Consider the following 24,795-nt stretch of genomic DNA (forward strand, 5'->3'; position numbering starts at 1 on the left):
ACCACCACCACCACCACCACCACCACAGTTACAGTGTTCCTCCTTAACTGACTGGCATCAGGGCAAGCCCCCCTCCTACATTGCCCCCAGTGTTTCCCGGAGCAGTTTTCAAGCCGCGTGGCTTTCCTTTTTCAAGCTGTCCATATCGATCACGAACCGGTACTTCACATCGCCCTTGAGCATGCGCTCATACGCCTCGTTGATGCCCTGGATGTCGATCATCTCCACGTCCGAGACAATCCCGTGCCTGGCGCAGAAGTCGAGCATGTCCTGGGTCTCCTGGATCCCGCCGATCAGCGAGCCGGCCAGGCTGCGGCGCTTGAAGATCAGGTTGAATACGGTTGGCGACGGGTGCGGGCTGTCCGGGGCGCCGACCAGGGTCATGGTGCCGTCGCGCTTGAGCAGGTTGAGGAACGCATCGAGGTTATGCGGCGCGGCGACGGTGTTGAGGATGAAGTCCAGGCTGTTGGCGACCTTGGCCATTTCGTCCGGGTTCTTCGATACCACCACCTGGTCGGCGCCCAGGCGCAGGCCGTCTTCGCGCTTGTTGGGCGAGGTGGTGAACAGCGTGACATGGGCGCCCATGGCATGGGCGATCTTCACCGCCATGTGCCCCAGGCCGCCCAGGCCCACCACACCGACCTTCTTGCCGGGCCCGACCTTCCAGTGGTGCAGCGGCGAATAGGTGGTGATGCCCGCACACAGCAAGGGCGCGACGGCGGCCAGGTTGGAATCGTCGTGGGAGATGCGCAGCACGAACTTCTCCTTGACCACGATGCTGTCCGAATAGCCGCCAAAGGTATTTTCACCGCCGAATACCGGGCCGTTGTAGGTGCCGGTAAAACCGCTCTCGCAGTATTGCTCCTCGCCTTCGGCACAGGAAGCGCAGTGCTGGCAGCTGTCGACCATGCAGCCGACACCGGCGAGGTCGCCGACCTTGAATTTGCTCACATTGCCCCCCACCGCCGTCACGCGGCCGACGATTTCGTGGCCGGGTACCGACGGGTACAGGGTGTTGTTCCACTCGTTACGCGCGGTGTGCAAATCGGAGTGGCACACGCCGCAGTAGAGGATGTCGATCTGTACGTCGTCCGCCCCCGGCGCGCGGCGCTCGAAGGTAAAGGGCTTGAGGGCATCCGTGGCGTTCCGGGCGGCGTAGCTGTAGGTCTTGGCCATTTCGTTCACCTGTGTGATCTGACGGTAGAGGTCAGTGGACCAGCATAGACGCTGAACCGTTCAACCGAGCACGTTTGTACAATTTCCATCGCGTCCCTGCCCCTAACCTCACGGCTTTCAATCCCGTAGAAGTGCTGGAGAGTGGGCATGGGCAGCAAAGCAATCAAGGTATCTGTGGCATTGACGCTGCTGGCGAGCGCAATGATGGGCAATGCCTTCGCGGCAACCCCGAGCGTGGCCGTGGCGCCGCAATACGACACCAGCCACGTGTATGTGGCCCCGGCGGATGTGGAGCGTTTCGCCCAGAGTTTCCTCGCCACCTTTGGCGGCAAGAGCACGCCCCAGGTGGTGGTGAACGTGCTGCCGGTGCCGAGCAGCACCACCTCGCAACTGCTGCAGACGCCGGCGGGCACGGTGTCGCTGTTCGGTTTCACCACACCCATCCCGCACCCCTTCGGCCAGGAACGCAACGGCTACCTGGTCAAGGACATGGACGCGGCGCTCAACGCCGCGCGGGAAAACGGCGCCGCCGTTATCGTCAGCGACTTCCCGGACCCGATCGGGCGTGACGCCGTGGTGCAATGGCCGGGTGGCGTGAACATGCAGCTCTACTGGCACACCAAGACCCCGGACTACGCGGCGTTCCAGACCGTGCCGGAAAACCGCGTGTACCTGTCCACCGATCGCGCTGACGCCTTTATCAAAGCGTTTCTGGGTTTCTCCCACGGCAAGGTCCTGGCCGATGACAAACACGCGCCTGGCGTCGATGTGGGTCAGGCCACTGGCACTTACCGTCGCGTCGATATCGAGTCGCCATTCGGGCGCATGGCGGTGCTGGTCACCAACGGCCACCTGCCCTACCCCTTCGGCCACGAGACCACCGGTTACCAAGTGCCTGACCTGACGGCCACGCTGGGCAAGGCCACCGGTTCCGGCGCCAAGGTCTTGGTGCCGGCCTTTGACAGCAAGGGCCGGCGCAGCGCCGTGGTGGAATTCCCCGGCGGCTACGTCGCGGAAATTCACCAGCTCCACGCCGCAAAATGATTCGCCGCACAGGCTGGGGCCTGGCCGTGCTGTGGCCGCTGCTGCTCGGCAGCGCCCACGCCGACGAGCAACCGACACGACCGGCCATCAAGACCAATCGCTGGCAGGAGGACTGGTCGGTGCTGCGTGACCCGGCGTTACGCACGCAACCGCTGGACAGCTTGAAGTACATCCCGCTGTCCAGCGCCAACCCGTTCACCTATTTGTCATTGGGGGCGACACTGCGTGAGCGCTTCGAGATGAACGATGCCAGTGGTTTTGGGGTGAAGGACGTGAAGCGAGATCGCTACCTGATCCAGCGCTTCCAGGTGCACGCCGACCTGCACTTGAACGAATACTGGCGGCTCTTCACCCAACTGGAAGACGTACGCGCCTACGACAAGACCACGGTCGGCGGCGCCGACCAGAACCGCGTCGATCTGCGCCTGGCCTTTGCCGAATACGTCAATGCCTTCGGCAGCGGCACGCTCAAGGCCCGTGTCGGGCGCCAGGACTTCGCCTTCGACTTGCAGCGTTTCATCTCATCGCGGGATGGCCCGAATGTGCGGCAATCCTTCGATGCGCTGTGGGCCGATTGGGAAACGTCCAACTGGCGCTTTATCGGGATCGCCAGCCAGCCGGTGCAGTATCAGGACGAGCGGCACTTCGACGACACATCCAACCGTGACGCGCGCTTCCACATGCTGCGGGTCGAGCGGCTGGTGGGCGGCAAGAATGAGCTGTCGGCCTACTACGGCGTGTACGAACGCAGTGCCGCGCATTACCTCGACGCGGACGGCGATGAAACCCGCCACCTGTTCGACGCACGCCTGGGCGGTGCGGCCCTGGGGTTCGACTGGGACATCGAAGCCATGCTGCAAAGCGGCTCGGTGGGCAGCAAGGATATTCGCGCCTGGGCCGGGGGCAGCCGCACGGGGTACACCTTCGAGAGCCTGGCGTGGAAGCCGCGCATCGGCCTGCAACTGGACATTGCCTCGGGCGACCGCAAGACCGGTGACGGCACCGTCGGCACGTTCAACCCGCTGTTCCCCAACGGCTACTATTTTTCCCTGGCCGGCTATACGGGCTACAGCAACCTGATTCACGTCAAACCGTCGATCACCGTCAAGCCCATCGACAAGCTCAGCGTGCAGACCGCCGTCGGCCTGCTGTGGCGCCAGACCACCAGCGACGCGGTGTACACCCAGCCGAACCTGCCCGTCGCCGGAACCGCAGGCCAGGGTGAACGCTGGACCGGTGCCTATGGTCAGCTGCGTACCGACTATGTGTTTACGCCGAACCTCACCGGCGCGGTTGAAGCGGTGCACTACGCCGTGGGCCGCACCTTGCGCGATGCCGGCGGCGATGACAGCAATTACCTGGGGGTCGAGCTCAAGTTCAGTTGGTGACCCCAGGCAAGCACACCCGTACAAGCCCCCGGCCCGGTTTCGGGCAATAGTGAGGCTGGTTTTTCAGTCCCTCAATCAAGGAGTTTTCCATGAGCACATTCGTTGCCAAAGACGGTACCCAGATCTACTTCAAGGATTGGGGCAGCGGTAAGCCCGTGCTGTTCAGCCACGGCTGGCCGCTGGATGCCGACATGTGGGAATACCAGATGGAATACCTCAGCAGCCGTGGCTTTCGCACCATCGCGTTCGACCGCCGTGGCTTTGGCCGCTCGGACCAGCCGTGGACCGGCAACGACTACGACACCTTCGCCGACGACATCGCGCAGCTGATCGAACACCTGGACCTCAAGGACGTGACCCTGGTGGGCTTCTCCATGGGCGGCGGCGACGTGGCCCGCTACATCGCACGCCACGGCAGTGCACGCGTGGCCGGCCTGGTGCTGTTGGGCGCAGTGACGCCGATCTTCGGCCAGAAGCCCGATTACCCCCAGGGCGTGCCGACCGAAGTGTTCGACGGCATAAAGGCCGGGTTGCTGAAAGACCGTGCGCAGTTCATCGCTGACTTCAACACGCCGTTCTTCGGCATCAACAAGGGCCAGGTCGTTTCCGAAGGTACGCTGACCCAGACCCTCCAGATCGCCATGCTGGCGTCCCTCAAGTCGACCGTGGATTGCGTCACCGCCTTTTCCGAGACCGACTTCCGCCCGGACATGGCCAGGATCGACGTGCCGACCCTGGTGATCCACGGTGACGGCGACCAGATCGTGCCGTTCGAGACCACCGGCAAGGTTGCAGCCGAGATGATCAAGGGCGCCGAGCTGAAGGTGTACAAGGATGCGCCCCACGGTTTTGCCGTGACCCACGCTCAGGCCCTGAACGAAGACCTGCTGGCGTTCCTGAATCGCTGAAACACCCGCTCCTTTGGCCGGCACGCCACTCCCCTGTAGGAGCGAGCTTGCTCGCGAAGATCGTCAACGATGACGCAGTAAATCAGATTTGACGCGTCGCTATCGAGTTCTTCGCGAGCAAGCTCGCTCCTACAGGAGTTGGTTTACCCGGCCTTTTTTTCCAGTGCCAGGCGCCCTGGTCCGGCAATCAGGATGCTGGTGAACATGATCAACAGCAGCCAGCCGAATTGCCCTTCCAGCAGCGTCCACTCCGGATGCACCACCACCATAGCAATCACCAGCACCGCCAGAATCGGCAGGCACGCCAGGCGCACCAGCACCCCGGCGATGATCAGCAGCGGGCACAGCACTTCGGCGAAAATCGCCAGCAGCAAGGTGACATGGGCGCCTAGGTGAAACGGGTCTTCGATCTGCTTCAACTGCTCGCTGTAGTTGAGCAACTTGGGCAGGCCATGCACCCACAGCAGGAACAGCGCCCCGCTGCCTCGCAGAAACAACAGCCCCAGGTCCTGGTGTCTTGATTCGTTCATATGCGCTCCGGTGGGTTGACAGGTTATCGACGTCGATTGTGTCCACGGCGCGGTACGCATGCTTGCAAGCCTGTGCTGACTAATCCCCCGTTCCGGCAAACCCCGCGACGATTTCATCGATCACCGCCCGCACCCGTGCGGTGTGGCGCAGGTCGGCGTGGGTCACCAGCCAGACGTCGTAAGGCAACGGCCGCGCGCGCTCCGGCCACAGGCGTACCAGCCCGTCGCGCTCGCCGGTGAGGATCGGGATTTCGCCGATGCCGATCCCGGCGGCGATAGAGCGGCGCACCAACAGGCTGGAACTCAGGGCGGCGACGATGCGCCCACGGCCCAGGGGTTCCGAGACCAGGGTCATGTCCTTCTGGGTTTGCAGGTACGGTTGATAGACCACAAGATCATGCCCTTCAAACAGGCTGCCCGGCTCCGGCGTACCCTGGCGATCGATATAGGCCTGGGACGCAAACAACCCCACCGGCCAGCGCGCGAGACGCCGGGCGATCAGGTCGGGGCTGTCCGGGCGGGTGTTGCGCACGGCGATGTCGGTCTCGCGTTTGGCCAGGCTCAGGAACTGGGTAGACGCGTCGAGCTGCACGCGCACGTCCGGGTGCTGGACGTGCAGGCGCGCAATCGCCGGGATCAGGAAGTCGATGGCCAGGGAGTCGGTGGTGCTGACCCGTACGGTGCCGGTCAGGCGGTCATCCAGGCCCTGGATCTGGCGCTCCAGCTCCAGGGCCGAGCGTTCCATTTTTTCCACCGAGTACAGGGCGGCCTCGCCGACGGCGGTCAGGGCGTAGCCTTCGGAGGTGCGCAGGAACAGCGTGGCACCCAGGGACTTTTCCAGGGCGTTGACCCGCCGCCCGACTGTGGCCTGGTCGACCCCCAATACCCGTGCGGCCCCGCGCAACGTCGACTCGCGGCAGACCGCCAGGAATACCCGTGCATCATCCCAATTCATGCTGCCTCCTTATGCTGCATATCTGCATCACAGCGACGTGTATTCGCTGCATTATTGCATCCAAAAACCTGGATATGCTGGGCACCAGAGAAAAATACCCAGGACCGCCATCATGCTCGACACTCACGCCCCACCCCGCCGCTCCGTGTGGCTGCCGATCTTCGCAGGCCTGTGCGCCAGCCTGGTCAGCATCGGCCTGGCACGTTTTGCCTATACGCCATTGATTCCGTCGCTGATCCAGGCCCAATGGTTCAGCGCCAATGACGTGGTGTACCTCGGTGCCGCCAACCTGGTGGGTTACCTGATCGGCGCGCTGATCGGGCGTCCCATCGCCCAGCGCACCTCGAACAGGACCGCGCTGCGCCTCATGATGGTTGCGGTGACCCTGGCGTTCTTCGCCTGTGGCTTCCCGCTGTCGGTGGTGTGGTTCTTCGCTTGGCGCCTGCTGTCGGGGATTGCCGGTGGCGCAATCATGGTGCTGGTGGCGGCGACCGTGTTGCCCCATGTACCGGCCGCACGCCGGGGTCTGGCCAGTGGGGCGATCTTCCTCGGCATCGGCCTGGGCATCGCCGGCTCCGGCACCCTTGTGCCGCCGCTGCTGGGCCTGGGCTTGCAGCAGACCTGGTTCGGCCTCGGCCTGTTGGCCCTGGTGCTGACCGCCGCCAGCTGGTTCGCCTGGCCTGCGGGCACGCTGCATGAAGACGCGCCGCCATCCGGCGCGGCCGTAGCAACGCCTTCCGGCGTGTACCTGCTGTTCGCCCAATACGCCTTTATGGCCGCGGGGCTGGTACCGGCGATGGTGTTCCTGGTGGATTACGTGGCCCGTGGCCTGGGGGCCGGGGCGCATATCGGCGCGATGATCTGGGTGATGTACGGCCTGGGGTCGATTCTCGGGCCGGTCACTTACGGGTTCCTCGCAGATAAACTGGGGGCGCGCTTGAGCATCCGCGTGGTGCTGGTGGTGCAGGCGATTGCCGTCGGTGCGTTGCCGTTTGCCGGCTCGTTGACTGGCCTGGCGGTGCTCGCGGTGATCCTCGGTTCTTTCCCGCCGGGCATCGTGCCGTTGGCGCTGGCGCGGGTGCACGAACTGCTCCCCAACCATCATCAGCAGCAGGTCGCGTGGAGCCGTGCCACGGTGTCCTTTGCGACTTTCCAGGCGCTCTCGGGGTTTGCCTATTCCGCCCTGTTCAACGTCAGCGGAGGCCAGCATGCGCTGTTGTTCATGATCGCCGCGGGGGCGATAGTGGTCGCCCTGGCCCTGGAACCGGGCATGCGCCTGCTGAACCGTCGGCCGTCCGACGTGGTCCCAATCCATACGCTCATCGCTGCAGGTAATCTGAAATGACGCTTCCCAAAGAAATGACCCTGATCGAAATCACCACCCCCGGTGGCCCCGAGGTGCTGCAACCACGCCGGGCAGATGTACCGGTGGCGGGCCCCGGCGAGATCCTGATTCGCGTGCATGCGGCCGGTGTCAATCGCCCCGACGCCCTGCAACGCGCCGGCAAGTACCCGATGAAACCCGGCATGAACCCGCTGCCTGGCCTGGAAGTGGCAGGCGAAGTGGCCGCGCTGGGCGACGGCGTGAGCGAATTCGCCGTGGGCGATAAGGTCTGTGCCCTGACCAATGGCGGCGGCTATGCGCAGTTCTGCACGGTGCCCGCCAGCCAGGCGCTGCCGATTCCTGAAGGCATGGACTGGATTCAAGCCGCCGCCGTGCCGGAAACCTTCTTCACCGTGTGGGCCAACCTGTTCGGCCTCGGCGATGCCCACACCGGCCAGCGCGTGCTGATCCACGGCGGCACCAGCGGCATCGGTACGACCGCGCTGATGCTGTGCCGCGAATTCGGCATCCAGGCCTTCGCCACCGCCGGCAGCGCCGACAAATGCGCGGCCATTGCCCAGCTGGGCGGCGAGCCGATCAATTATCGCGAGCAGGATTTTGCCGAGGTCATCGCGCAACAGACCAACGGCCAGGGTGTGGATGTGATCCTCGACATCATGGGCGGCTCGTATCTGAACAACAACCTCAAGGCCCTGGCCATGGACGGCCACCTGGTGATGCTGGGTTTCCTCGGCGGCGCCAAGGCCAACGACGTCGACCTGTTGAGCATCCTCGGCAAGCGCGCGGTGATTACCGGCTCGCTGTTGCGTGCGCGCAGCAAGGCTGAAAAAGCCGCGATTGCCGAACAGTTGCGCGAGTACATCTGGCCGGCATTGGAGGCCGGGCGTTGCCTGCCGATCATCGACAAGGTGTACGCATACACCGACGCCGCCCAGGCCCATGCGCGGATGGAAGGTGGGGACCATATCGGCAAGATTGTGTTGCGGGTGGAGTAACCAGCAGGCAACACAAAGCAAATGTGTGAGGCGCAAGCAGCAACCTGTAGTGAGCGGGCTTGCCCCGCGCTGGGCTGCGCAGCAGCCCCAAACACAGCCCCGGAGCTGCCTGACACACTGCAGCGCTCTTATTGGGGCCGCTTCGCGGCCCAGCGCGGGGCAAGCCCGCTCACCACAAAAAGCCCGCTCACCACAGTTATAGTGTTCCTTCTTAAATGGCTGGCATCAGGGCAAGCCCCCTCCCACATTGACCGCGTTCTTACCCGGAATAGGTGGGGTAGTCGATGTAGCCAACCTCACCCCCACCATACATCCCCTCCTCCCGCAGCGGGTTCAACGGCCAGCCGTTGAATAGCCGTTGCGGCAGGTCCGGGTTGGCAATGAACGGCCGTCCGAACGCAATCAAATCCGCCAGACCGGCGTCCACCAGTTTCGCGCCGCGTTCAGCGGTGTAGCGACCGGCGTAGATAATGCGACCGCTGAAGGTGCTGCGCACGGCTTCACGGAAGCTGTCGGGCAGCACGGGGGCGTTGTCCCAGTCCGCTTCGGCGATGGACACGTAGGCGATGCCCGACTGTTCCAGCACCTTGATCGCTTCGATGTAGGTGTGATGCGGGTCTTCTTCCACCAGGCCGATGTACACACGGTCCTGGTCGGTGCCGCTGAACAACGGCGAAAACCGCACGCCCAGGCGCTCCGGCCCGACCACCTTGCTGACGGCTTCGACGATCTCGCGCAAAAAGCGCAGGCGATTGTGCAGCGAACCACCGTACTCATCGTCGCGCTGGTTGGAATGGGCCGAGATGAACTGGTTGACCAGGTAACCGTTGGCCGAATGAATTTCCACGCCGTCAAACCCGGCGTCCAGGGCATTGCGTGCGGCCTGGGCGTAGTGCCCGACCAATTCTTCAATCTCGAGCACGCTCAAGGCGCGAGGCACCGGCGGTTGCTTCAATTCACCCGTGCCAGGCCCGGTCTCGATAAAGGCCTTGGCTTGCTGGGCTTGAATCGCCGACGGTGCCACCGGTGCGGCGCCGTCAGGCTGCAAGGCGTTATGGGACACACGGCCCACATGCCACAGCTGGGCAAAGATCACCCCGCCTTCGGCATGCACCGCGTCGGTGACCTTGCGCCAGCCGTCGATCTGCGCCGGGGTGTAGATGCCCGGCGTCCAGGCATAACCCTGGCCACGGGGTTCGATCTGCGTACCTTCGCTGACCATGAAACCGGCCGTAGCGCGCTGGCGGTAATACTCGGCCATCAGGTCGGTGGCGATATCGCCGGGCTGGGCGCTGCGCTGGCGTGTCAACGGTGGCAGCACGATACGGTTGTTCAAGGTGCGATGACCCAGTTTGACCGGGGTACTTAAGATGCTGTTAGTCATTGGGGTATTCCAAATTCGAGACGAGCAAACGCATTGGCGACTGTTGCAAGTCGCCAATGAATGGAAGGGTTAATTAACTTACGCGGTGAGTTTGAGCAGCGCCTTGGCCACGTCACTGGAACTGGCAGGGTTCTGCCCAGTGATCAGCAAACCATCTTCGAGCACGAAGGATTGCCAGTCGGCGCCCTTCTGATAGTTGCCGCCCAGTGCCTTGAAATCATCTTCAATCAGGAACGGCACCACCTCGGTCAGGCCCACCGCCGCTTCTTCCGAGTTGGAGAAGCCGGTGACACGACGGCCCTTGACCAGCGGCTCGCCATTGACGGCCTTGACGTGACGCAAGGCGCCCGGTGCATGGCAGACAAAACCAATGGGCTTGCCGGCACGCTCGAAGGACTCGATCAGGGCGATGGACACCGGTGACTCTGCCAGGTCCCACAGCGGGCCGTGGCCACCTGGGTAGAACACGGTGTCGAAGTCGGCGGCGTTGACCGTGTCCAGCTTGACCGTGCTGGCCAGGGCCTGTTGCGCGGCAGGGTCGGCGGCAAAGCGGCGAGTCTGCTCGGTTTGCGCGTCGGGCGCGTCACTCACCGGGTCCAGGGGCGGCTGGCCACCGGCCGGGGACGCCAGCACCAGTTCGGCGCCGGCGTCCTTGAACACGTAATAGGGTGCGGCAAATTCTTCGAGCCAGAAGCCGGTCTTGCGGCCGGTGTCGCCAAGCTGGTCGTGAGAGGTCAGTACCATTAATACTTTCATTTTCCAGTGCCTCGATCAGTGAATGTCTGTGTGTCCAGGGCAACCCAACAGCTGTCGGGTCAGCAGCAACGCCTCCTCGAAAGGCGCGGATGTACGGGTGATCTTGCTCATCACGCTGGTCCCCAGCCACAGCGCGTACAGGCGCCGGGCCAGGCTTGCAGGGGCTTGGTCGACGTCCAGGGAACCGTCCTCAAGGCCACGCTGTATGGCGATGGCGAGTAGATCGATGGTGCGCGACGTGCCACGTTCCAGCGCCAGGCGCATGGGCTCTGAAAGGTCTGACACCTCCGCACCCAGTTTGACGGCAAGGCATTTGCCCGCATCGGTGCAGCCGGTCTGGTTGTCGATCCAGGCCTGCCAATAACGCATCAACTTGGCGTGCTGGGATAAACCGGGTTGGTCGAACAGTTGCTGCATGCCATGCACGTAGTTGTCGAAGTAGGTGTCGAGCAACACGACACCGAAGCCATCCTTGGAGTTGAAGTAGTGATAGAACGAACCTTTAGGCACCTGGGCGGCTTGAAGTATTTCGTTCAAGCCCACCGCAGAGAATCCTTTACGGCCAACAATCAACTGCGCCGTGTCGAGAATGGTCTGCCGTGCACTTTTAGTTTCGCTGCTCATGCTTCACTCCGTCCCGATTAGACCAGTCGTCTAGTTCGTTGAGGGAATGTTAGGGGCCGCGCCAACCCCTCACAATGTCATATGCGCAAGGATTCCGGACATGACCCGAAGTCGGTTGCCGTTTTCCCGGCAGCCGCCGACAATCCACCCTCCCACGCCCCTGGAGACATGCGATGCACAGCGTTGCGCTGATGGTTTACCCGAACTTCCAATCCCTGAGCCTCAGCCTGGGCTCGGTGTTCGAGTGCGCGAACCTGCTGCGCGGTGAGCCCGCCTATGAGTTTCACCTGGTGTCGGAAAGCGGCGGCGCGGTGATGACGTCCCAGGGCTTCTCGGTGAACACCTCGCCCCTGCGGCCCCAAGGCTATGACACGCTGATCGTCAGCGGTTACCTGGAGTTTCGCCTGCCCGAGGCCAACCTGCTGGAACTGGTCAAGGCCGCCTCGGCTCAATCGCGGCGTGTCGCGTCGCTGTGCATGGGCATCTTCGTGCTGGCCGAGGCCGGCTTGCTCGACGGCAAGCGCACCACCACCCACTGGATCCACGCGCCGGCCTTTCGCAAGCGCTATCCGGACATCCGCCTGGAAGAAGACAAGCTGTTTATCGTCGACGGCCAGGTATGGACCGGCGCCGGCATGAGTGCCGGGGTGGACATGGCGCTGGCCATGGTGGAGAACGACCTGGGCAGCGACCTCGCCCGGCGCATTGCGCGCAAGCTGGTGATCGCCCAGCGCCGGGGCAGCGAGCAATCGCAGTTGTCTGCACTGTTGGAGCTGGACCCCAAGTCCGACCGTGTGCAACTGGCCCTGGCCTACGCCCGCGAAAACCTCACCCACGACCTGTCGGTGGACGCCCTGGCCGAGGTGGCCCGGCTGAGCCCGCGCCAGTTCAGCCGGGTATTTCGCGAAGAAACCGGGCAGACGCCGGCCAAGGCCATCGAATCCCTGCGGGTTGAAGCCGCACGGGCAATGATGGAAACCAGCCGTCATCCGGTGGAAGTGGTGGCCCGCGAAACCGGCTTCGGTGATCGCGAGCGCATGCGCCAGGCGTTTCTAAGGGCGTTCGGGCAACCGCCCCAGGCGATGCAGCACACCTTTAATGCAACACCGCCCGCGTAACCAGGTAACTCATCAACTGCGGATCATCCGCCAGCTCAAGGGCCTGCACCGGGCGCGGCAGGTTATCCAGCACCGTACGCCAGAACGCCTGGGACACTTCGTCCTGGTCATAAAACCGCACCAGCCAATCCGCCTCGCCACTGCACAGCACCTGAGTGGCGATGGCGCGGCCGATGCCTTTGCGGCGATAGCGCTTGAGGATAAACAGGTCGGCCAGTTCCAGGGCGTCGATGCCCGGCAACTCGCTGCCTTCGATCAGCAGAAAGCCGGCGATATAGCCGTCCACCAGCAACAGGTTGGCGCTCCACTGCGGGTCTTGCCAGTAGCGGTTCAGGTGCTGGTCATGGATGTAGAAACGGCCGTCCGCCTCGACATCTTCCTGCTCCCAGTCCGACGATTCATAGGCGTAGTACTGGTAGAGATTGCGGATCAGCTCGGCTTCTTCGGGGCCGGTCTGGATCAATTCCACGGTGGTTTCAGGCATGGGGCTCTCGGTCAAAAAACGCAGGGCGCCATTGTTCACAAAACCTCGGTGCAGTCCAATAGTGCCGCGAACCTTTCTACTTGCTGAACCGATTGCAAATAGCGACGAGCCCTGCCGAAGCGCTGAAACATTTCGAATAAACTCCGCCGGCTCGCCACTTTTTCAAGGACACGCACTTTGACCAACGTCTGTACTGCCGGCCTGGATGTGGGCTTCGCCTCCCTGGATTACCTGCAGATCTTTATCCTGGGCGTGATCCAGGGCATTACCGAATTGTTGCCGGTCTCCTCCACCGCCCATATGCGTGTAGTGCCCGCCCTGCTCGGCTGGCAAGACCCCGGTTCGGCGTTTTCGGCAGCCATGCAGCTGGCGGCACTGGCGGCGGTGGTCAGTTACTTCTGGCGCGATGTGCGCCAAGTGACCACGGGCAGCATCGACGCGGTGCGCCGGGGCGACTACAACGATCCATGGTTCAAGCTGGCCGTGGCGATTGTGTTGGCGACCATTCCGATCGGAATTGCCGGGCTGGCCTTGTCGTCGACCCTGAACGCCTGCAATTCGCCGTTGCGCGGGCTGCGGGTGATCGGTATTTCCTGCGTGGTAATGGCGGTGCTGCTGGCGGCGGCCGAGCTGCGTGCCCGGCATACCCGCGAGGTCAGCCAGATGCGCCTGCGCGATGCGCTGATTGTCGGGGTCGCGCAGATCGGCGCGTTGATTCCCGGCGTATCGCGTTCCGGCTCGACCCTCACCGCGGCCCTGTTCCTCAACTTCAAACGCGAAGAAGCCGCGCGCTTTTCCTTCCTGCTGGGCCTGCCCGCCATCGCCCTCGCCGGCTTGAAGGAGTTGTGGGTGCTGGTGCATGCCGATATGCCCGCCCATGCCTGGCCGCATTTGCTGTTCGGGCTGGTGGTGGCCAGCGTCTCGGCGTTCTTCGCGATCTGGGGCCTGATGAAGTTCCTCGAACGGTTCTCCACCTGGCCGTTTGTGATCTATCGCGCGCTGCTGGGGGTGTTCCTGATTGTGGCCGTCAGTACCGGGCTGCTGGGTTGATATAACACCCCGTCTCAACCCGGCATCAATCTCATGTGGGAGGGGGCTTGCCCCCGATGAGCATGGGTATCTACACAACTCTATAAAGGCTGACACATAACTCTGTGGTGAGCGGGCTTGTCGAATCGTCGCACCGCCCGCTCACCACAGAAGCCTAATTGCCACAGATTCCGTATTCACTGGAAGTTGTGTAGATACCTATGCCCCGATGAGGGCGTGTCAGTTGATGCAACTTTAACGGACCCAATGCTATCGGGAGCAAGCCCCCTCCCACAGTTTTGACCGTGCCAGGCGGCCTTACACCTCAGGCCGCACCACCGTCTGTGGTTGCTCCTGAGCATGGTCGGGCTGGTGTACGCCCCCCCATTTGAACTGCTTTGCTTTACAGCCCGCCCGTACGCTCTGCCAGTGCTTCGAGCAGGTCGGCCGATGGCACGAAAAACAACCCGCCGGTGACCGCCGTGCTGAAGTCGAGCAAGCGGTCGTAGTTGCCTGCCGGGCGGCCGACGAACATGTTTTCCAGCATCTGCTCCAGCGGCTGCGGCGAGCGTGCGTAGCCGATGAAGTAGGTGCCGAACTCCCCGGCCCCTGGGCGGCCGAAGGGCATGTTGTCGCGCAGGATTTTCACTTCTTCGCCGTTCTCGTCGGTGATCACGGTCAGGGCGCTATGGGCATTGCTCGGCTTGGCGTCTTCGCCTAACTCGATATCCGACAGTTTGGTACGCCCGATCACCTTCTCCTGGGCTTCCACCGTCAGGCCGTTCCAGGCGGTCATGTTGTGCAGGTATTTCTGCACCAGCACGTAGCTGCCGCCTTCGAATCCGGGATCTTCGTCGCCAACGATAGTGAAACCCACGGCCTTGCGCCCCACCGGGTTCTCGGTGCCGTCGACAAAGCCAATGATGCTGCGCATGTCGAAGTAGCGGAAACCCTGGACTTCATCCACCACCTTCACGCTATCGCCCAACGCTGTCATCAGCTGGGTAGCGAGTTCAAAGCACAGGTCCATCTGCTCGGCGCGGATATGCAGGAGGATGTCGCCGGGCGTCGACACCGCCATGCGCCCTTCTACACCGAACTCCCGAAACGGGTGCAACGCCGCCGGGCGCGGTGCGCCGAACAAACGGTCCCAGGCCTGCGAGCCAAAGCCGCAGACGCAGGTGAGGTTGCCCGCCGGCACGCGCTTGCCCACCGAACGCACCAGCCCGGCGATGTCTGCGCACCAGGCGCGCACGCTGTCTTCACTGCCGGGGGCGATGGTGGCGACCATAAAGATCGCGCTGCTGGTGATCGGGTGGCAGACGGACTGCGGTTCAAGAGGCGGCTGAACGGAGGAAGTCGGCATGGGGCAAATCCAGGCTAAGGGCGGGAGTGAACCCGCGCAGGTTAGCAGATCATTTCCGACACGCCTGCCACACGTCGCGAATCAAGGCCTTGAGCTGCAACGCCTCGGCCCAGCGGTCACTGATTTCACGCCCATCGGCGCCGGTGATGGCATAGGGCGGCGGGCCCAGTTCGCAGGTGAAGGACAGGCTGTGCGGGGTCTCGGGGCGGGCCAGCCAGTCCTCGATCCCGTAGCGCCACCACTGGGTAAAGCGCTGCACCCAGGCCTGGTGCTGGGGGAACGCCAGCGACACCTGCACCTGTTCGCTGCTGGCCACACGGCCATGAAAGCCCCAGCTGTGGCGCAGGATCGTGCGAATCTGCTCATCGTCTTCGGCGGCGCCGGGCTCGGGCAACTCGCGGCCGACCACGTAGTGAGACAGGTCGGCCAGCAGCTTCAAATCGGGCATCTGCGCCAGCAGGTCGAGGGTGAACAGCAGGTCGTTGGTCAGGCGATAGCGGTGGGTTTCCAGCAGCACCGGAAAGTCCACCTGCTCGGCCAGGCGTTGCCAGCCTTCGATCAAACGGGCGGCCTCGGTTTGGGTGCGCGGGCGCACATCGGCTTGCAGGGTGAGGTGGTGGCAGCCGTGGCGGCTGATCACATCCAGTGCCGCCGCCAGGTCGTCGACGCTTTGCGGGAACAACTGGCCTTCGATCTGCAGGCCCCGCGCCGTGGCGGCGGCGTGCAGGCGCGCGACATCGGCGGCGTGCCAGTAGTGATCGGTAATGCCGTCGAAACCGGCGGCCTTGATGCGGTCGAGTTGGGCCTCCATGGGGCCGGGCTCGGTGTGCATCGCCCAGAGGGATTGGAATACCAGGAATTGGCGCATATCAGCCTCGCAGCAGGTGTTTGAGGGACACGTTGGGGTCGGCCAGGCTGGCCGCGTTCAGGGCGATGCGCGCGTTGATCAGGCGTTCGCACAGCTTGATGTCCTTGGCCACGCTGTTGCCGGGGCTCCAGCCGCAGGCGCCTTGCAAGCGCTGGTCGGCGTCGAGGTAGAACAGCAACAGGCCCGCGCCCGGCAAGGCACGGCTGACGGTCAGCGGCGTGATCACGCCCACGGTCTGCAAGCCCCAGTCGTACTGGTCGGACCAGAAGCCGGGCAGCGCTTCGAACGGCTCATCACGCCCGAGCATGTTCAGCGCCGCATGCCGCCCTTGGGCCTCGGCATTGCGCCAGGTTTCCTGGCGCTGGTACTCACCGCCGAGGCGAAACTCGCACACGTCACCTGCCGCGTAGATGTCCGGCGCGCTGGTGCGCAGGTGCGCGTCGACGCGAATGCCCTGCCCCACCTCCAGCCCCGCCGCCACGGCCAGCTCGATATTCGGTTGCATGCCGATGCCGACCACCACCAGGTCGCAGGGCAGTAACTGCCCGTCCACCAGTTGCACCGCCTCTGCATGGATCGACTCCAACGCCACATTCAAGCGTACGTCGACACCCTGTTGCCGATGCACCTGCAGCAGCGCTTCGGAGATGACCGGCGCCAGCACCCGGCCCGCCAAGCGCGGCCCGGCTTCGAGCACCGTCACCTCACAGCCCAGGCCACGAGCGGTCGCCGCGACTTCCAGGCCGATAAACCCGCCGCCGACAATCACCAGCCGCGCGCCGGGCCGCAACGCGGATTTCAGCGCCAGCGCTTCATCGTGGGTGCGCAGGTACAGCACGTTGGCCTGCGCCTGGGGCAAGCGTCGCGCCCTGCCGCCAGTGGCCAGCAACAGCCCGGAGTAGCTCAACCACTGGCCGTCGGCCAATTGCAGGCGGTGTTGCGGCGGGTCCAATTGGCTGACCGGGTTACCGGCGATATGTTCGATGCCCAACTCGGCGAGCCGGGCGCTGTCGCACAGGCTGCAGCCGGCCAGGTCCATGTTGCCTTGCAACAGGCCCTTGGACAGGGGCGGCCGCTCGTAGGGCACGTGCGGCTCGTCGCCGATCAGGATCAGGCGTCCGCTGTAGCCTTCTTCACGCAGGGTCAGTGCCGCGCGGCCACCGGCATGGCCGGCGCCGACGATGATCAGGGCGGCGTCCATCATCAAGCCGTGACGGCGAGCAAAACCCGCCCCGCTTCGACCCGTACCGGGTAGGTCTTGAGGTTGACGCACACCGGCGCGCCCAGGGCCTTGCCCGAGCGGTAATCGAAGCGCCCGTTGTGCTTGGGGCACTCGATCACATGGTCCATCACCAAGCCGTCGGCGAGGTGGATTTTCTCGTGGGTACACAGGCCGGCGGTGGCGAAAAACTCATTGTCCGCCGAGCGGAATACCGCGTAGGTGTGCGCCCCGTGGTCGAAGCGCAGCACGTCTTCCGCGTCTATTTCGCCCACGGCGCAGACGTCGATCCATTGATCGTTCATGGCGTTTTCTCTTGTTCTTGGGTGGGATTCAGCCGGCAGTGGCTTCTGCATGCATCGGGGCCCTGGCGGCCGGTTCAGCACTGGGGCGGATGGGACGCTGGACGAAGTAAGTCGGATCGCTGCGCTGCTTCCAGATCGTCGGGATGATCTCCCTGTACGCCTCGAACAGGTTGGCGTACGGCGGCGGGCAGTCGCTGCGGATCTCTTCGTGCAATTGCGCCAATGCGTGGTACGGCACCATCGGGTACATGTGGTGTTCGAGGTGGTAGTTCATGTCCATGTAGATAAAACGCAGCACGCGGTTCATGTAGATGGTGCGGCAGTTGCTGCGGTGGTCGAGCACATCTTCGGCCAGGCCCACATGCTGGGTGAGGCCGAACACGTAGCCGAGCCAGGCGCCGTAGATACTGGGCAGCCCGACCAGCATCAGCGGCAGCCAGCTGTGCAGGTACAACGCGGTGCCGATCACCAGCGCATAAATGCCGACCCAGATACGCGCAGCACGGAACACCTTCGGCCACTCGGATTCGGGAATGAAGTCCGCCTCCTGGGCACTCATCTGGCCGATGGCATGGCGCGCCACGCCGCTGAAGGTCTTCCAGGCCAGGGGCAGGTTGAACAGGCTGAGAAACATCATCGGCAGGCTCGGCGGGCGTGGCTCGACGATCTCCGGGTCGCGGCCGACGACGATGGTGTCGGTGTGGTGCCGGGCATGGCTCCAGCGCCACACGTGGGGTTCGAAGATGCACATGAAGCTTGCGACCTGGTACAGCACGTCGTTCATCCAGCGGGTCTTGAACGCGGTGCCGTGGCCGGTTTCGTGCCAGCGCGGGTTGGACGCGGTGCCGTACAGCACGCCATAGGCGAGGAAGAACGGCACGCAGGCCCACGTGCCCCAGAACCAGTAGCCGCCGAAACCGGTGGCGAACAGCGCACTCACCCACATAGCGGTGTCGCGCAAGGCCGGGGCGTCGCGGCGTTGCATCAGTTCTTTCATGCGTTTACGGGAAATCGGCGATTGGTACCAACTGGCCGAGACCAGGCCTTTTTCCGCCGCGCGGGCGGCTTCGGGGCCGGTGAGGCTGTAGTCGCGCCGAGCGGTGTGAGCGGTGTGTTCAGGCATTGTTATTGTTCTCCGCAAGCGAGAGGTTTCAGGTGCTTTGCGAAACCAACGATAGAGCGCGGCTAAATCACTCTCAAGGCCTTGAATCCATTCCCTATCAAGCTATCATCCAGGCCCAGCGGGGCTTGATAGTTTTCTATCAAGACGCTCAAGGGGGCTGTCATGAACAACAATAAACGCCCGACCATCGCCACCGTCGCCGCCCATGCGGGCCTCAGCGTGGCCACCGTCGACCGCGTGCTGAATGCGCGTGCGCCAGTCAATCCGCAGACGGCCGAGCAGGTGTTCCAGGCCGCCGAAGCGGTGGGCTATTTTGCGGCGCGGCTGATCGGCCAACGCATACGCGAACGCCGGCCGACTTATCGCTTCGGCATCCTGCTGCTGGGCACCGCCCAGGCGTTCTATGCCCACCTGGCGCAGTCGATCAGCGAGGCGGCGCAGCATCACGCCACCGCCAACCTGACCTGCCAATTCGACTACATCAACGACCGCACACCCAGCGCCATCGTCGCGCAGATCGAACAACTGGCCGTGCAGTGCGATGGCCTGGCGGTGGTCAGCTTCGCCCACCCGCTGATCAACGCCTGCCTGGCGCAGATCCGCGAGGCCGGTGTGCCGGTGGTGGCCCTGCTCTCGGATATTCATGAGCAAGCCCTTGAACCCTATGTGGGCCAGGACAACCACGTGGTCGGGCGCACCATGGGCTGGCTGCTCGCCCGCACCTGCGGCGCACGCAAAGGCAGCGTGGGGATCCTGCTCGGGGGCCATCGCTTCCTCGGTCACCAGGCACGGGTCGAAGGCCTGCACAGCTACCTCGCCGAACACGCCCCGGGGCTCAAACCGCTGGAGCCGCTGATCAACCTGGACAACTGCGACATCACCGAAGAAGCCACCCTCGACCTGCTCACCCGCCACACCGACCTGCGCGGCTTGTGTGTGGTGGGCGGCGGCGGCGACGGCATCATCAGCGCCCTCGCGCAACTGCCCAAGCGCCCGGCGTTGTGCTGCATTTTGCAGGAGTCCACGGCGCTGTCACGCCAGGCGCTGAGCCAGGGGTTGATCGATGTGGTGATGGATTCCCAGCCCAGGCAGACGGCGAACGCGCTGGTGCAGTTGCTGGTGGAATTGCAGAGTGCCGAGGGGTTTGATCCGGGGCGGCATCGGGTGCATATCGCGCCGCAGATTGTGACCTCGGAGAACATATGTGCCTGATACATGGAGATCAAAAGGTGGGAGGGGGCAAGTCGAATCGTCGCACCGCCCCTCCCACATTGACCGCGTTCCATTGGTGGGCAGGTGGCGTTTTGTCATGGTTTGTAAAGGGCCAGCAAGGCCGGTCCCTTTTAATTGCAGGACGTTTCCTAGACAATCCTGGCCGCCTTGTGCCTGCTGGAATCGGTGGCTAGTCTGCGGTCCGTCACTGCTCATCAGTGATCGGGTTTAGTCGCCCGTTACCAGTTTGCGCAAGCTGTCGCCATGTTCATGGTGGCTGTGCGCAGGGCACCTTCGGGTGCGCCGGGTTCAACTGGCCGGTCGACTAACCTGCGTACAGCCGCCACCCGACGTTTAGTCGCGAAAGGTTCGGTTCCTTACCTACCAGTTGGAATTACACCATGAACAAAGTCCTACCCGATCCACCCCACGATCCCGCCAAAGACCGCGCCGCGTTCAACCGCGCCATCGATCACTATCTCCCCACCCAAGGCTTTCACTCCGTCAACGAAGACCTGAGCTTTGAAGATGCCCTGCTCTACACCGCCAGTTTGCTCGACAGTGCGTCGGCGACTGCGTTGGATTGTGGGGAGCAACTGGAAAGCCCGGAGCGGGCGAAGATCTTGGCGGTGTGGCATTTGCTGGAAATTGCCAAAACCACTGTGGATCGCTCCATCAACTGCCTGAAACGCGGTTAGACATGTGGGGGGGCTTGCTCCCGATGGCGGTGGGTCAGTTAAGTAGATGTCAACTGACACTCCGCTATCGGGGCAAGGGTATCTACACAACTTTTCAGACCCTGACAAATCTCCCTGTGGCGAGCGGGCTTGTCCCGCGTTGGGCTGCGTAGCAGCCCCAGTCAAGAAGATCGCGGTGTATCAGACACTCTGTAGAGGCTGGTTTTGGGGCTGCTGCGCAGCCCAGCGCGGGACAAGCCCGCTCACCACGACAGCCCTATCCGCCGCGCTTTCAGCGTTGAGCCACATTTCGATCTTACGCGCCGCGAAAATCTGCGGCATTCAGCCCGAACCGACTCATCTTGTTGTACAGCCCACCCCGCGATACGTTCAGTTGCCGGGCGGCCAGGCGGATGTTGCCGCCGGTGCTTTTGAGGGCGGCGACGATGGCGTGCATTTCGTGGCTGCTCAGGTCCTGGGCGGGCTGAGGTTCGTGGTGGCGCAGCGTGGCGCGCGGTCTGGTTTCCAGGGGTAGATCGGCGGCCTGGATCAGTTCGCCCGTCGCCAGGTTGGTGGCGCGTTCGATGCTGTTTTCCAACTCGCGCACATTGCCTGGCCAGGCGTAGGCCGAGAGCAATTCCAGCGCATCCGGGGCAAAGCCCTGCACCGCTTTACGCAGCGAACGCGCGCAGCGCGTGAGGAAGTGCCGCGCCAGCAACGGGATGTCTTCACGGCGCATGCGCAGCGGCGGTACGGTCAGGTTCAGGACGTTGAGGCGGTAGTAGAGGTCTTCACGGAACGCGCCTTCGGCCACCGCCTGGCTGAGGTTGCGGTGGGTGGCGGCGATGATGCGTACGTCCACTGGCCGTGAGCTTTTCGCGCCGACGCGGGTGATCTCGCCTTCCTGCAACACCCGCAGCAGGCTGACCTGAGCGTCGAAGGACATATCGCCAATCTCATCCAGAAAGATGGTGCCGCCATCCGCCAGTTCAAACTTGCCCGCCGACCCGCCCCGGGCCGAGCCGGTAAACGCGCCTTCGACGTGCCCGAACAGCTCGCTCTGCACCAGGTCCCGTGGGATCGCGCCGCAGTTGACCGCCACGAACGGGCCATTGGCGCGGTCGCTGGCGTTGTGGATGGCCTGGGCGAACAGCTCCTTGCCGGTGCCGCTTTCGCCGAGGATCAGGGTGGTGGATTCACTGCGACTGGCGATGCGTCCCAGGTGCAGCGCGTCCTGGATCGCCCGCGACGTGCCCTGGATCGTGTCGAAGGTGTAGCGCGCCTGGGTGCTGATGATGCGCCGGGTGATTTCACGGATGCGGCGGTTCTCGCGCAGGGACACGATCACCCCGCCCTGCTCCAGCGGGCACACCGAGACCAGGCAGGCGAGCTGGCTGCGGTCGTGCAGGTGGAAGGTGCAATCGAGGTCACGCACCGGCTCGCCGCCGCGTAGAAGCATGGCGTCACTCAGCTCACTGCGGCCCAGGCGCTGGAAGGGGCTGCCGATCAGCTCCAGCCCCACCCCGAACAGTTGCCGGGCATAACGGTTGAGCGCCTTGATGCAGCCGCGCTCATCGAGCACCACCAGGCCTTCGTTAAGCACTTCGAGCACGGTTTGCTGCTCTTCCAACAGCGCTTGCAGGTCCATCTGGCGGGAGACCGCTTCGGCAGCCGCTTGCACGGTGCCGAGGGTGTGAAAGTGAAACCAGCCGGGTTCGGCGGTGAGGGTCAGCATCGCCAGGGTCTGGCCCTGGGCATTCCTGATCGGCGCGGCGGCGCAGTGCATACGGCGTTGGCGCAGGCCGCTGCCGAAGTTCTCCTCGGCCAGCACGTACACCAGGCGGTCTTCGGCCAGGGCCAGGCCCGTGCAGTTGGTGCCCTGGACCGATTCGAGCAGGCGGCTGCCGACGGGGGTGATGTCCAGCCCGCAGAAATACAGGGTGGTGCCCTCGGCGTCGGTGAGGTTGATATGCCCTCGCGGGTTATAGGCCAGCAGGCCATGCATGACCTGCGCAGCGGCGGCGATCAGGACACGGTGGGTGGCCAGGGTGGCAGCAAGGTCGTGGGGCGCCACAAAGCGGTACTGGCTGTCATCCGGGTCGATACCCGCCTCGACACTGCGGCGCCAGGAATCCCAGATCACCTGCCGCACCTCGGCCGGGCGCTGCACCTGCCCGGCCAGGCACGCGCGCCACGCCTGTTCCAGCGCAGCCACGGGGCCGTCGTTCAGCGCCGCAGGCCCCAGGGCCGTCAGGTAGTCGAGGTCTTGTACGCTGAACGCCATGCTCATCGGGCGGTATCCATGTTCATGTTTTTGACATGTCAGTATAGGCATGTCATCAGAATGAACACCTTCTGTTTATTGTATTTTATAAACCCTTAATTATCAGTCGCTTGTAAATTGGCATAACCTTTGCTCCTGCCCCTTTGCCAGTCAGGGCTGTCCTGCGGCCAACAATAAAAAGGGGTTATTTCATGAGTACACAGAACATCCGCCTGGGCTTGATCGGCGCGGGTCGCATGGGCAGTTTCCACGGCCTGACCGCTGCGCGACACATCCCTGGCGCAACCCTCGCCGCCATCGCCGACCCCACTCCCGGCCAAGCCGCACGCCTGGCGGCCGAACTGGGGGTAGCCAAGGTCTACACCGACCCGCAACAGCTGCTCGACGACCCGGACATCGACGGCGTCCTCATCGCCGCCCCCGCCCGCAGCCACGCCGAACTGGTGATCAGCGCCGCCCGCGCGGGCAAGGGGATCTTCTGCGAAAAACCCATGGCCATCACCCTCGACGAAGCCGACCGCGCCATTGCCGCCGCGGCCGATGCGCGCGTGCCGCTGCAGGTCGGTTTCAATCGGCGTTTCGCCAAGAGCTTCCGCACGGCCCACCTCGATGTGGCGGCCGGCCGCATCGGCACGCCGCAGTTGTTGCGTTCGCTGACCCGCGACCCGGCACTCAACAACCCGGCCAATTCGCCGCAATGGGTGATCTTCCTGGAAACCCTGATCCACGACTTCGACACCCTGCGCTACCTCAACCCCGGTGCCGAAGCGGTGCAGGTGTATGTGATGGCCGACGCATTGATCGCGCCGGAGTACAAAAGCAAAGGCTTCCTCGACACCGCCGTGGTCGCGATCCGCTTCGACAACGGCGCCATCGCCACCGCCGAGGCCAACTTCCAGGCGGTGTACGGCTACGACGTGCGCGGCGAAGTGTTCGGCAGCGCCGGCATGCTGAGCATGGGCAGCCTCAACGACTCCGACCTGGTGCGCTACCTGGCCGAGGGCATCCAGGCCGACACCCAGCGCATGGACACCGACCTGCTGCGCGACGCCTACATCGCCGAACTCAACCACTTTGTCGACTGCCTACGCACCGGCGCCAAACCCATGGCCAGTGGCGAAGACGCGCGCGCCGCCCTGGCGATTGCCCGCGCCTGTATCGAGTCGTTCGAGACCGGCAAGGCCGTGGCCGTGCAGGGAGCCCGCTGATGAGCCCGTTCAAACTGGCGATCAGTGCCGAGATGGTGTTTCTCGACCTGCCCTTCGTCGAGCGCGTGAAGCGCATCCATGCACTGGGTTTCAGCGCGGAGATCTGGAATTGGACCAATAAAGACATCAGCGCCCTGGCCGCCACCGGCGCCGATTTCACCTCGATGACCGGCTATATCAGCGGCACCCTCACCGACCCCGACGGCATCCGCCAACTGCTCGACAGCGCGCGCGAATCCATCGGCGTCGCCGAGCGCCTGAATTGCCCCAGCCTCAACCTGCACGGCACCGGCCTGGGTGACGGCGGCCTGCCGGTGCAGCCCGTGGGCCAGACCACCGGACGCATGTGGCTGAGCGCGTGCAAGGCGCTGGAAAAAATCGCGCGCCTGGGCGAAGACGCCGGCCGCGTGTTCCTGCTGGAAAACCTCAACACCGAGGTCGACCACCCCGGCACCCCGTTCGCCCGCGCCGACGACACCCTGGCGCTGATCGAAGCCGTGGGCAGCCCGCACCTGAAGATGAACCTGGACCTGTACCACGCGCAGATCGGCGAAGGAAACCTGATCGAGCTGATCCAGCGCGCAGGCAGCGCCATCGGTGAAATCCAGGTGGCCGACGTGCCCGGACGCAAGGAGCCTGGCACCGGCGAAATCCACTACCCGGCCATCGCCAGGGCCCTGCACGCCATGGGCTACACCGGTGTGGTCGGCCTCGAAGGCTGGGCCAGCGGCGACAGCGAGTTGGCCCTGGAGCGTTTCCGTCAAGCGTTCACCCTATAACAATAAAAGGAACACCCT

Annotated in this window: 23 protein-coding genes and 1 pseudogene; 11 read left to right on the forward strand and 13 right to left on the reverse strand. The window is 63.9% G+C overall.

Going from position 1 to position 24,795, the window contains the following annotated elements; translation table 11 throughout:
• Positions 1-108 precede the first annotated feature (108 nt).
• The gene (locus tag BFP99_RS15510) at positions 109-1,176 is read right to left on the reverse strand and encodes an NAD(P)-dependent alcohol dehydrogenase (protein ID WP_065926250.1); all 1,068 of its coding nucleotides are present in this window, start codon (positions 1,174-1,176) and stop codon (positions 109-111) included.
• Positions 1,177-1,323: 147 nt separating this feature from the next.
• Between BFP99_RS15510 and BFP99_RS15515 the strand changes: the two genes are divergently transcribed.
• From BFP99_RS15515 to BFP99_RS15525, 3 genes are all read left to right on the forward strand, one after another.
• Entirely contained in the window at positions 1,324-2,220 is an 897-nt protein-coding gene (locus tag BFP99_RS15515; RefSeq protein WP_065926249.1) for a VOC family protein, read from the forward strand.
• On the forward strand, positions 2,217-3,608 hold the full coding sequence (locus tag BFP99_RS15520; RefSeq protein ID WP_065926248.1) for an alginate export family protein: 1,392 nt from the start codon (positions 2,217-2,219) through the stop codon (positions 3,606-3,608). The genes BFP99_RS15515 and BFP99_RS15520 overlap by 4 nt, the downstream gene beginning before the upstream one ends.
• 89 nt (positions 3,609-3,697) lie before the next feature.
• Complete coding sequence (locus BFP99_RS15525; RefSeq protein WP_027607561.1) at positions 3,698-4,516, forward strand: alpha/beta fold hydrolase; 819 nt, start codon at positions 3,698-3,700, stop codon at positions 4,514-4,516.
• Between the two features lie 143 nt (positions 4,517-4,659).
• Here BFP99_RS15525 and BFP99_RS15530 read toward each other — a convergent pair whose 3' ends face one another.
• Together BFP99_RS15530 and BFP99_RS15535 are read right to left on the reverse strand one after the other, a co-directional pair.
• Complete coding sequence (locus BFP99_RS15530) at positions 4,660-5,046, reverse strand: DoxX family protein (protein WP_065926247.1); 387 nt, start codon at positions 5,044-5,046, stop codon at positions 4,660-4,662.
• Positions 5,047-5,125: 79 nt separating this feature from the next.
• On the reverse strand, positions 5,126-6,001 hold the full coding sequence (locus tag BFP99_RS15535) for a LysR family transcriptional regulator (RefSeq protein ID WP_065926246.1): 876 nt from the start codon (positions 5,999-6,001) through the stop codon (positions 5,126-5,128).
• Positions 6,002-6,113: 112 nt separating this feature from the next.
• Here BFP99_RS15535 and BFP99_RS15540 point away from each other — a divergent pair, with 112 nt between their 5' ends.
• On the forward strand, positions 6,114-7,346 hold the full coding sequence (locus BFP99_RS15540; protein ID WP_065947646.1) for a YbfB/YjiJ family MFS transporter: 1,233 nt from the start codon (positions 6,114-6,116) through the stop codon (positions 7,344-7,346).
• Positions 7,343-8,341: an NAD(P)H-quinone oxidoreductase gene (locus BFP99_RS15545; RefSeq protein WP_065947647.1), complete on the forward strand. Its 999-nt coding sequence runs from the start codon at positions 7,343-7,345 to the stop codon at positions 8,339-8,341. Before BFP99_RS15540 ends, BFP99_RS15545 begins: the two co-directional genes overlap by 4 nt.
• A gap of 259 nt (positions 8,342-8,600) precedes the next feature.
• On the opposite strand, the gene BFP99_RS15550 is transcribed toward BFP99_RS15545, so the two are convergent.
• The 3 genes and pseudogenes from BFP99_RS15550 to BFP99_RS15560 all read right to left on the reverse strand — a co-directional run bounded on the left by BFP99_RS15550 (position 8,601) and on the right by BFP99_RS15560 (position 11,105).
• The gene (locus tag BFP99_RS15550) at positions 8,601-9,725 is read right to left on the reverse strand and encodes an alkene reductase (protein WP_065947648.1); all 1,125 of its coding nucleotides are present in this window, start codon (positions 9,723-9,725) and stop codon (positions 8,601-8,603) included.
• A 78-nt stretch (positions 9,726-9,803) separates the two neighbouring features.
• Entirely contained in the window at positions 9,804-10,481 is a 678-nt protein-coding gene (locus BFP99_RS15555; RefSeq protein WP_065947649.1) for a type 1 glutamine amidotransferase domain-containing protein, read from the reverse strand.
• Positions 10,478-11,105, reverse strand: a pseudogene (locus tag BFP99_RS15560) (TetR/AcrR family transcriptional regulator). Before BFP99_RS15560 ends, BFP99_RS15555 begins: the two are co-directional and overlap by 4 nt.
• Before the next feature lie 173 nt (positions 11,106-11,278).
• On the opposite strand from BFP99_RS15560, the gene BFP99_RS15565 reads away from it, so the two are divergent.
• A complete protein-coding gene (locus tag BFP99_RS15565; RefSeq protein ID WP_065926240.1) occupies positions 11,279-12,223 on the forward strand; it encodes a GlxA family transcriptional regulator in 945 nt (314 codons plus the stop codon).
• Here the strand turns inward: BFP99_RS15565 and BFP99_RS15570 are convergent.
• The gene (locus BFP99_RS15570; protein ID WP_065947658.1) at positions 12,201-12,707 is read right to left on the reverse strand and encodes a GNAT family N-acetyltransferase; all 507 of its coding nucleotides are present in this window, start codon (positions 12,705-12,707) and stop codon (positions 12,201-12,203) included. The genes BFP99_RS15565 and BFP99_RS15570 overlap by 23 nt on opposite strands.
• Before the next feature lie 177 nt (positions 12,708-12,884).
• Here BFP99_RS15570 and BFP99_RS15575 point away from each other — a divergent pair, with 177 nt between their 5' ends.
• Positions 12,885-13,757: an undecaprenyl-diphosphate phosphatase gene (locus BFP99_RS15575; RefSeq protein WP_065926239.1), complete on the forward strand. Its 873-nt coding sequence runs from the start codon at positions 12,885-12,887 to the stop codon at positions 13,755-13,757.
• A gap of 382 nt (positions 13,758-14,139) precedes the next feature.
• Here BFP99_RS15575 and BFP99_RS15580 read toward each other — a convergent pair whose 3' ends face one another.
• Genes BFP99_RS15580 through BFP99_RS15600 form a run of 5 tightly spaced genes read right to left on the reverse strand, consistent with a single transcriptional unit; the run spans position 14,140 to position 18,617 of the window.
• The gene (locus BFP99_RS15580; protein WP_065926238.1) at positions 14,140-15,102 is read right to left on the reverse strand and encodes a Dyp-type peroxidase; all 963 of its coding nucleotides are present in this window, start codon (positions 15,100-15,102) and stop codon (positions 14,140-14,142) included.
• A gap of 49 nt (positions 15,103-15,151) precedes the next feature.
• The gene (locus tag BFP99_RS15585) at positions 15,152-15,970 is read right to left on the reverse strand and encodes a sugar phosphate isomerase/epimerase family protein (RefSeq protein ID WP_065926237.1); all 819 of its coding nucleotides are present in this window, start codon (positions 15,968-15,970) and stop codon (positions 15,152-15,154) included.
• A 1-nt stretch (position 15,971) separates the two neighbouring features.
• Complete coding sequence (locus BFP99_RS15590) at positions 15,972-17,171, reverse strand: NAD(P)/FAD-dependent oxidoreductase (protein ID WP_065947651.1); 1,200 nt, start codon at positions 17,169-17,171, stop codon at positions 15,972-15,974.
• Between the two features lie 2 nt (positions 17,172-17,173).
• Positions 17,174-17,494 carry a MocE family 2Fe-2S type ferredoxin gene (locus tag BFP99_RS15595; protein WP_027607575.1) on the reverse strand — a complete coding sequence of 107 codons (321 nt, stop codon included), beginning with the start codon at positions 17,492-17,494 and terminating at the stop codon, positions 17,174-17,176.
• A gap of 28 nt (positions 17,495-17,522) precedes the next feature.
• Positions 17,523-18,617, reverse strand: a complete 1,095-nt coding sequence (locus BFP99_RS15600; protein WP_065947652.1) for a fatty acid desaturase family protein — start codon at positions 18,615-18,617, stop codon at positions 17,523-17,525.
• Positions 18,618-18,779: 162 nt separating this feature from the next.
• On the opposite strand from BFP99_RS15600, the gene BFP99_RS15605 reads away from it, so the two are divergent.
• Both BFP99_RS15605 and BFP99_RS15610 read left to right on the forward strand, forming a co-directional pair.
• Positions 18,780-19,829, forward strand: a complete 1,050-nt coding sequence (locus BFP99_RS15605) for a LacI family DNA-binding transcriptional regulator (RefSeq protein ID WP_065947653.1) — start codon at positions 18,780-18,782, stop codon at positions 19,827-19,829.
• Between the two features lie 401 nt (positions 19,830-20,230).
• Complete coding sequence (locus BFP99_RS15610) at positions 20,231-20,527, forward strand: DUF6124 family protein (RefSeq protein WP_053128775.1); 297 nt, start codon at positions 20,231-20,233, stop codon at positions 20,525-20,527.
• Positions 20,528-20,822: 295 nt separating this feature from the next.
• Here the strand turns inward: BFP99_RS15610 and BFP99_RS15615 are convergent, their stop codons facing one another.
• The gene (locus BFP99_RS15615; RefSeq protein ID WP_065947654.1) at positions 20,823-22,796 is read right to left on the reverse strand and encodes a sigma-54 interaction domain-containing protein; all 1,974 of its coding nucleotides are present in this window, start codon (positions 22,794-22,796) and stop codon (positions 20,823-20,825) included.
• Between the two features lie 185 nt (positions 22,797-22,981).
• On the opposite strand from BFP99_RS15615, the gene BFP99_RS15620 reads away from it, so the two are divergent.
• Positions 22,982-23,998: a Gfo/Idh/MocA family oxidoreductase gene (locus BFP99_RS15620; protein WP_065923814.1), complete on the forward strand. Its 1,017-nt coding sequence runs from the start codon at positions 22,982-22,984 to the stop codon at positions 23,996-23,998.
• Complete coding sequence (locus BFP99_RS15625; protein ID WP_065947655.1) at positions 23,998-24,777, forward strand: TIM barrel protein; 780 nt, start codon at positions 23,998-24,000, stop codon at positions 24,775-24,777. The genes BFP99_RS15620 and BFP99_RS15625 overlap by 1 nt, the downstream gene beginning before the upstream one ends.
• Positions 24,778-24,795 lie beyond the last annotated feature (18 nt).

This window comes from Pseudomonas sp. 1 R 17, assembly GCF_900067035.1.
Taxonomy (GTDB): domain Bacteria; phylum Pseudomonadota; class Gammaproteobacteria; order Pseudomonadales; family Pseudomonadaceae; genus Aquipseudomonas; species Aquipseudomonas marginalis.

What these genes read in the sequence shown, in the direction of transcription:
- BFP99_RS15510 (WP_065926250.1), bottom strand. Translation starts at nt 1,176, where the DNA reads ATGGCCAAGACCTACAGCTACGCCGCCCGGAACGCCACGGATGCCCTC.
- BFP99_RS15515 (WP_065926249.1), top strand. Translation starts at nt 1,324, where the DNA reads ATGGGCAGCAAAGCAATCAAGGTATCTGTGGCATTGACGCTGCTGGCG.
- BFP99_RS15520 (WP_065926248.1), top strand. Translation starts at nt 2,217, where the DNA reads ATGATTCGCCGCACAGGCTGGGGCCTGGCCGTGCTGTGGCCGCTGCTG.
- BFP99_RS15525 (WP_027607561.1), top strand. Translation starts at nt 3,698, where the DNA reads ATGAGCACATTCGTTGCCAAAGACGGTACCCAGATCTACTTCAAGGAT.
- BFP99_RS15530 (WP_065926247.1), bottom strand. Translation starts at nt 5,046, where the DNA reads ATGAACGAATCAAGACACCAGGACCTGGGGCTGTTGTTTCTGCGAGGC.
- BFP99_RS15535 (WP_065926246.1), bottom strand. Translation starts at nt 6,001, where the DNA reads ATGAATTGGGATGATGCACGGGTATTCCTGGCGGTCTGCCGCGAGTCG.
- BFP99_RS15540 (WP_065947646.1), top strand. Translation starts at nt 6,114, where the DNA reads ATGCTCGACACTCACGCCCCACCCCGCCGCTCCGTGTGGCTGCCGATC.
- BFP99_RS15545 (WP_065947647.1), top strand. Translation starts at nt 7,343, where the DNA reads ATGACGCTTCCCAAAGAAATGACCCTGATCGAAATCACCACCCCCGGT.
- BFP99_RS15550 (WP_065947648.1), bottom strand. Translation starts at nt 9,725, where the DNA reads ATGACTAACAGCATCTTAAGTACCCCGGTCAAACTGGGTCATCGCACC.
- BFP99_RS15555 (WP_065947649.1), bottom strand. Translation starts at nt 10,481, where the DNA reads ATGAAAGTATTAATGGTACTGACCTCTCACGACCAGCTTGGCGACACC.
- BFP99_RS15565 (WP_065926240.1), top strand. Translation starts at nt 11,279, where the DNA reads ATGCACAGCGTTGCGCTGATGGTTTACCCGAACTTCCAATCCCTGAGC.
- BFP99_RS15570 (WP_065947658.1), bottom strand. Translation starts at nt 12,707, where the DNA reads ATGCCTGAAACCACCGTGGAATTGATCCAGACCGGCCCCGAAGAAGCC.
- BFP99_RS15580 (WP_065926238.1), bottom strand. Translation starts at nt 15,102, where the DNA reads ATGCCGACTTCCTCCGTTCAGCCGCCTCTTGAACCGCAGTCCGTCTGC.
- BFP99_RS15585 (WP_065926237.1), bottom strand. Translation starts at nt 15,970, where the DNA reads ATGCGCCAATTCCTGGTATTCCAATCCCTCTGGGCGATGCACACCGAG.
- BFP99_RS15590 (WP_065947651.1), bottom strand. Translation starts at nt 17,171, where the DNA reads ATGGACGCCGCCCTGATCATCGTCGGCGCCGGCCATGCCGGTGGCCGC.
- BFP99_RS15595 (WP_027607575.1), bottom strand. Translation starts at nt 17,494, where the DNA reads ATGAACGATCAATGGATCGACGTCTGCGCCGTGGGCGAAATAGACGCG.
- BFP99_RS15600 (WP_065947652.1), bottom strand. Translation starts at nt 18,617, where the DNA reads ATGCCTGAACACACCGCTCACACCGCTCGGCGCGACTACAGCCTCACC.
- BFP99_RS15605 (WP_065947653.1), top strand. Translation starts at nt 18,780, where the DNA reads ATGAACAACAATAAACGCCCGACCATCGCCACCGTCGCCGCCCATGCG.
- BFP99_RS15610 (WP_053128775.1), top strand. Translation starts at nt 20,231, where the DNA reads ATGAACAAAGTCCTACCCGATCCACCCCACGATCCCGCCAAAGACCGC.
- BFP99_RS15615 (WP_065947654.1), bottom strand. Translation starts at nt 22,796, where the DNA reads ATGAGCATGGCGTTCAGCGTACAAGACCTCGACTACCTGACGGCCCTG.
- BFP99_RS15620 (WP_065923814.1), top strand. Translation starts at nt 22,982, where the DNA reads ATGAGTACACAGAACATCCGCCTGGGCTTGATCGGCGCGGGTCGCATG.
- BFP99_RS15625 (WP_065947655.1), top strand. Translation starts at nt 23,998, where the DNA reads ATGAGCCCGTTCAAACTGGCGATCAGTGCCGAGATGGTGTTTCTCGAC.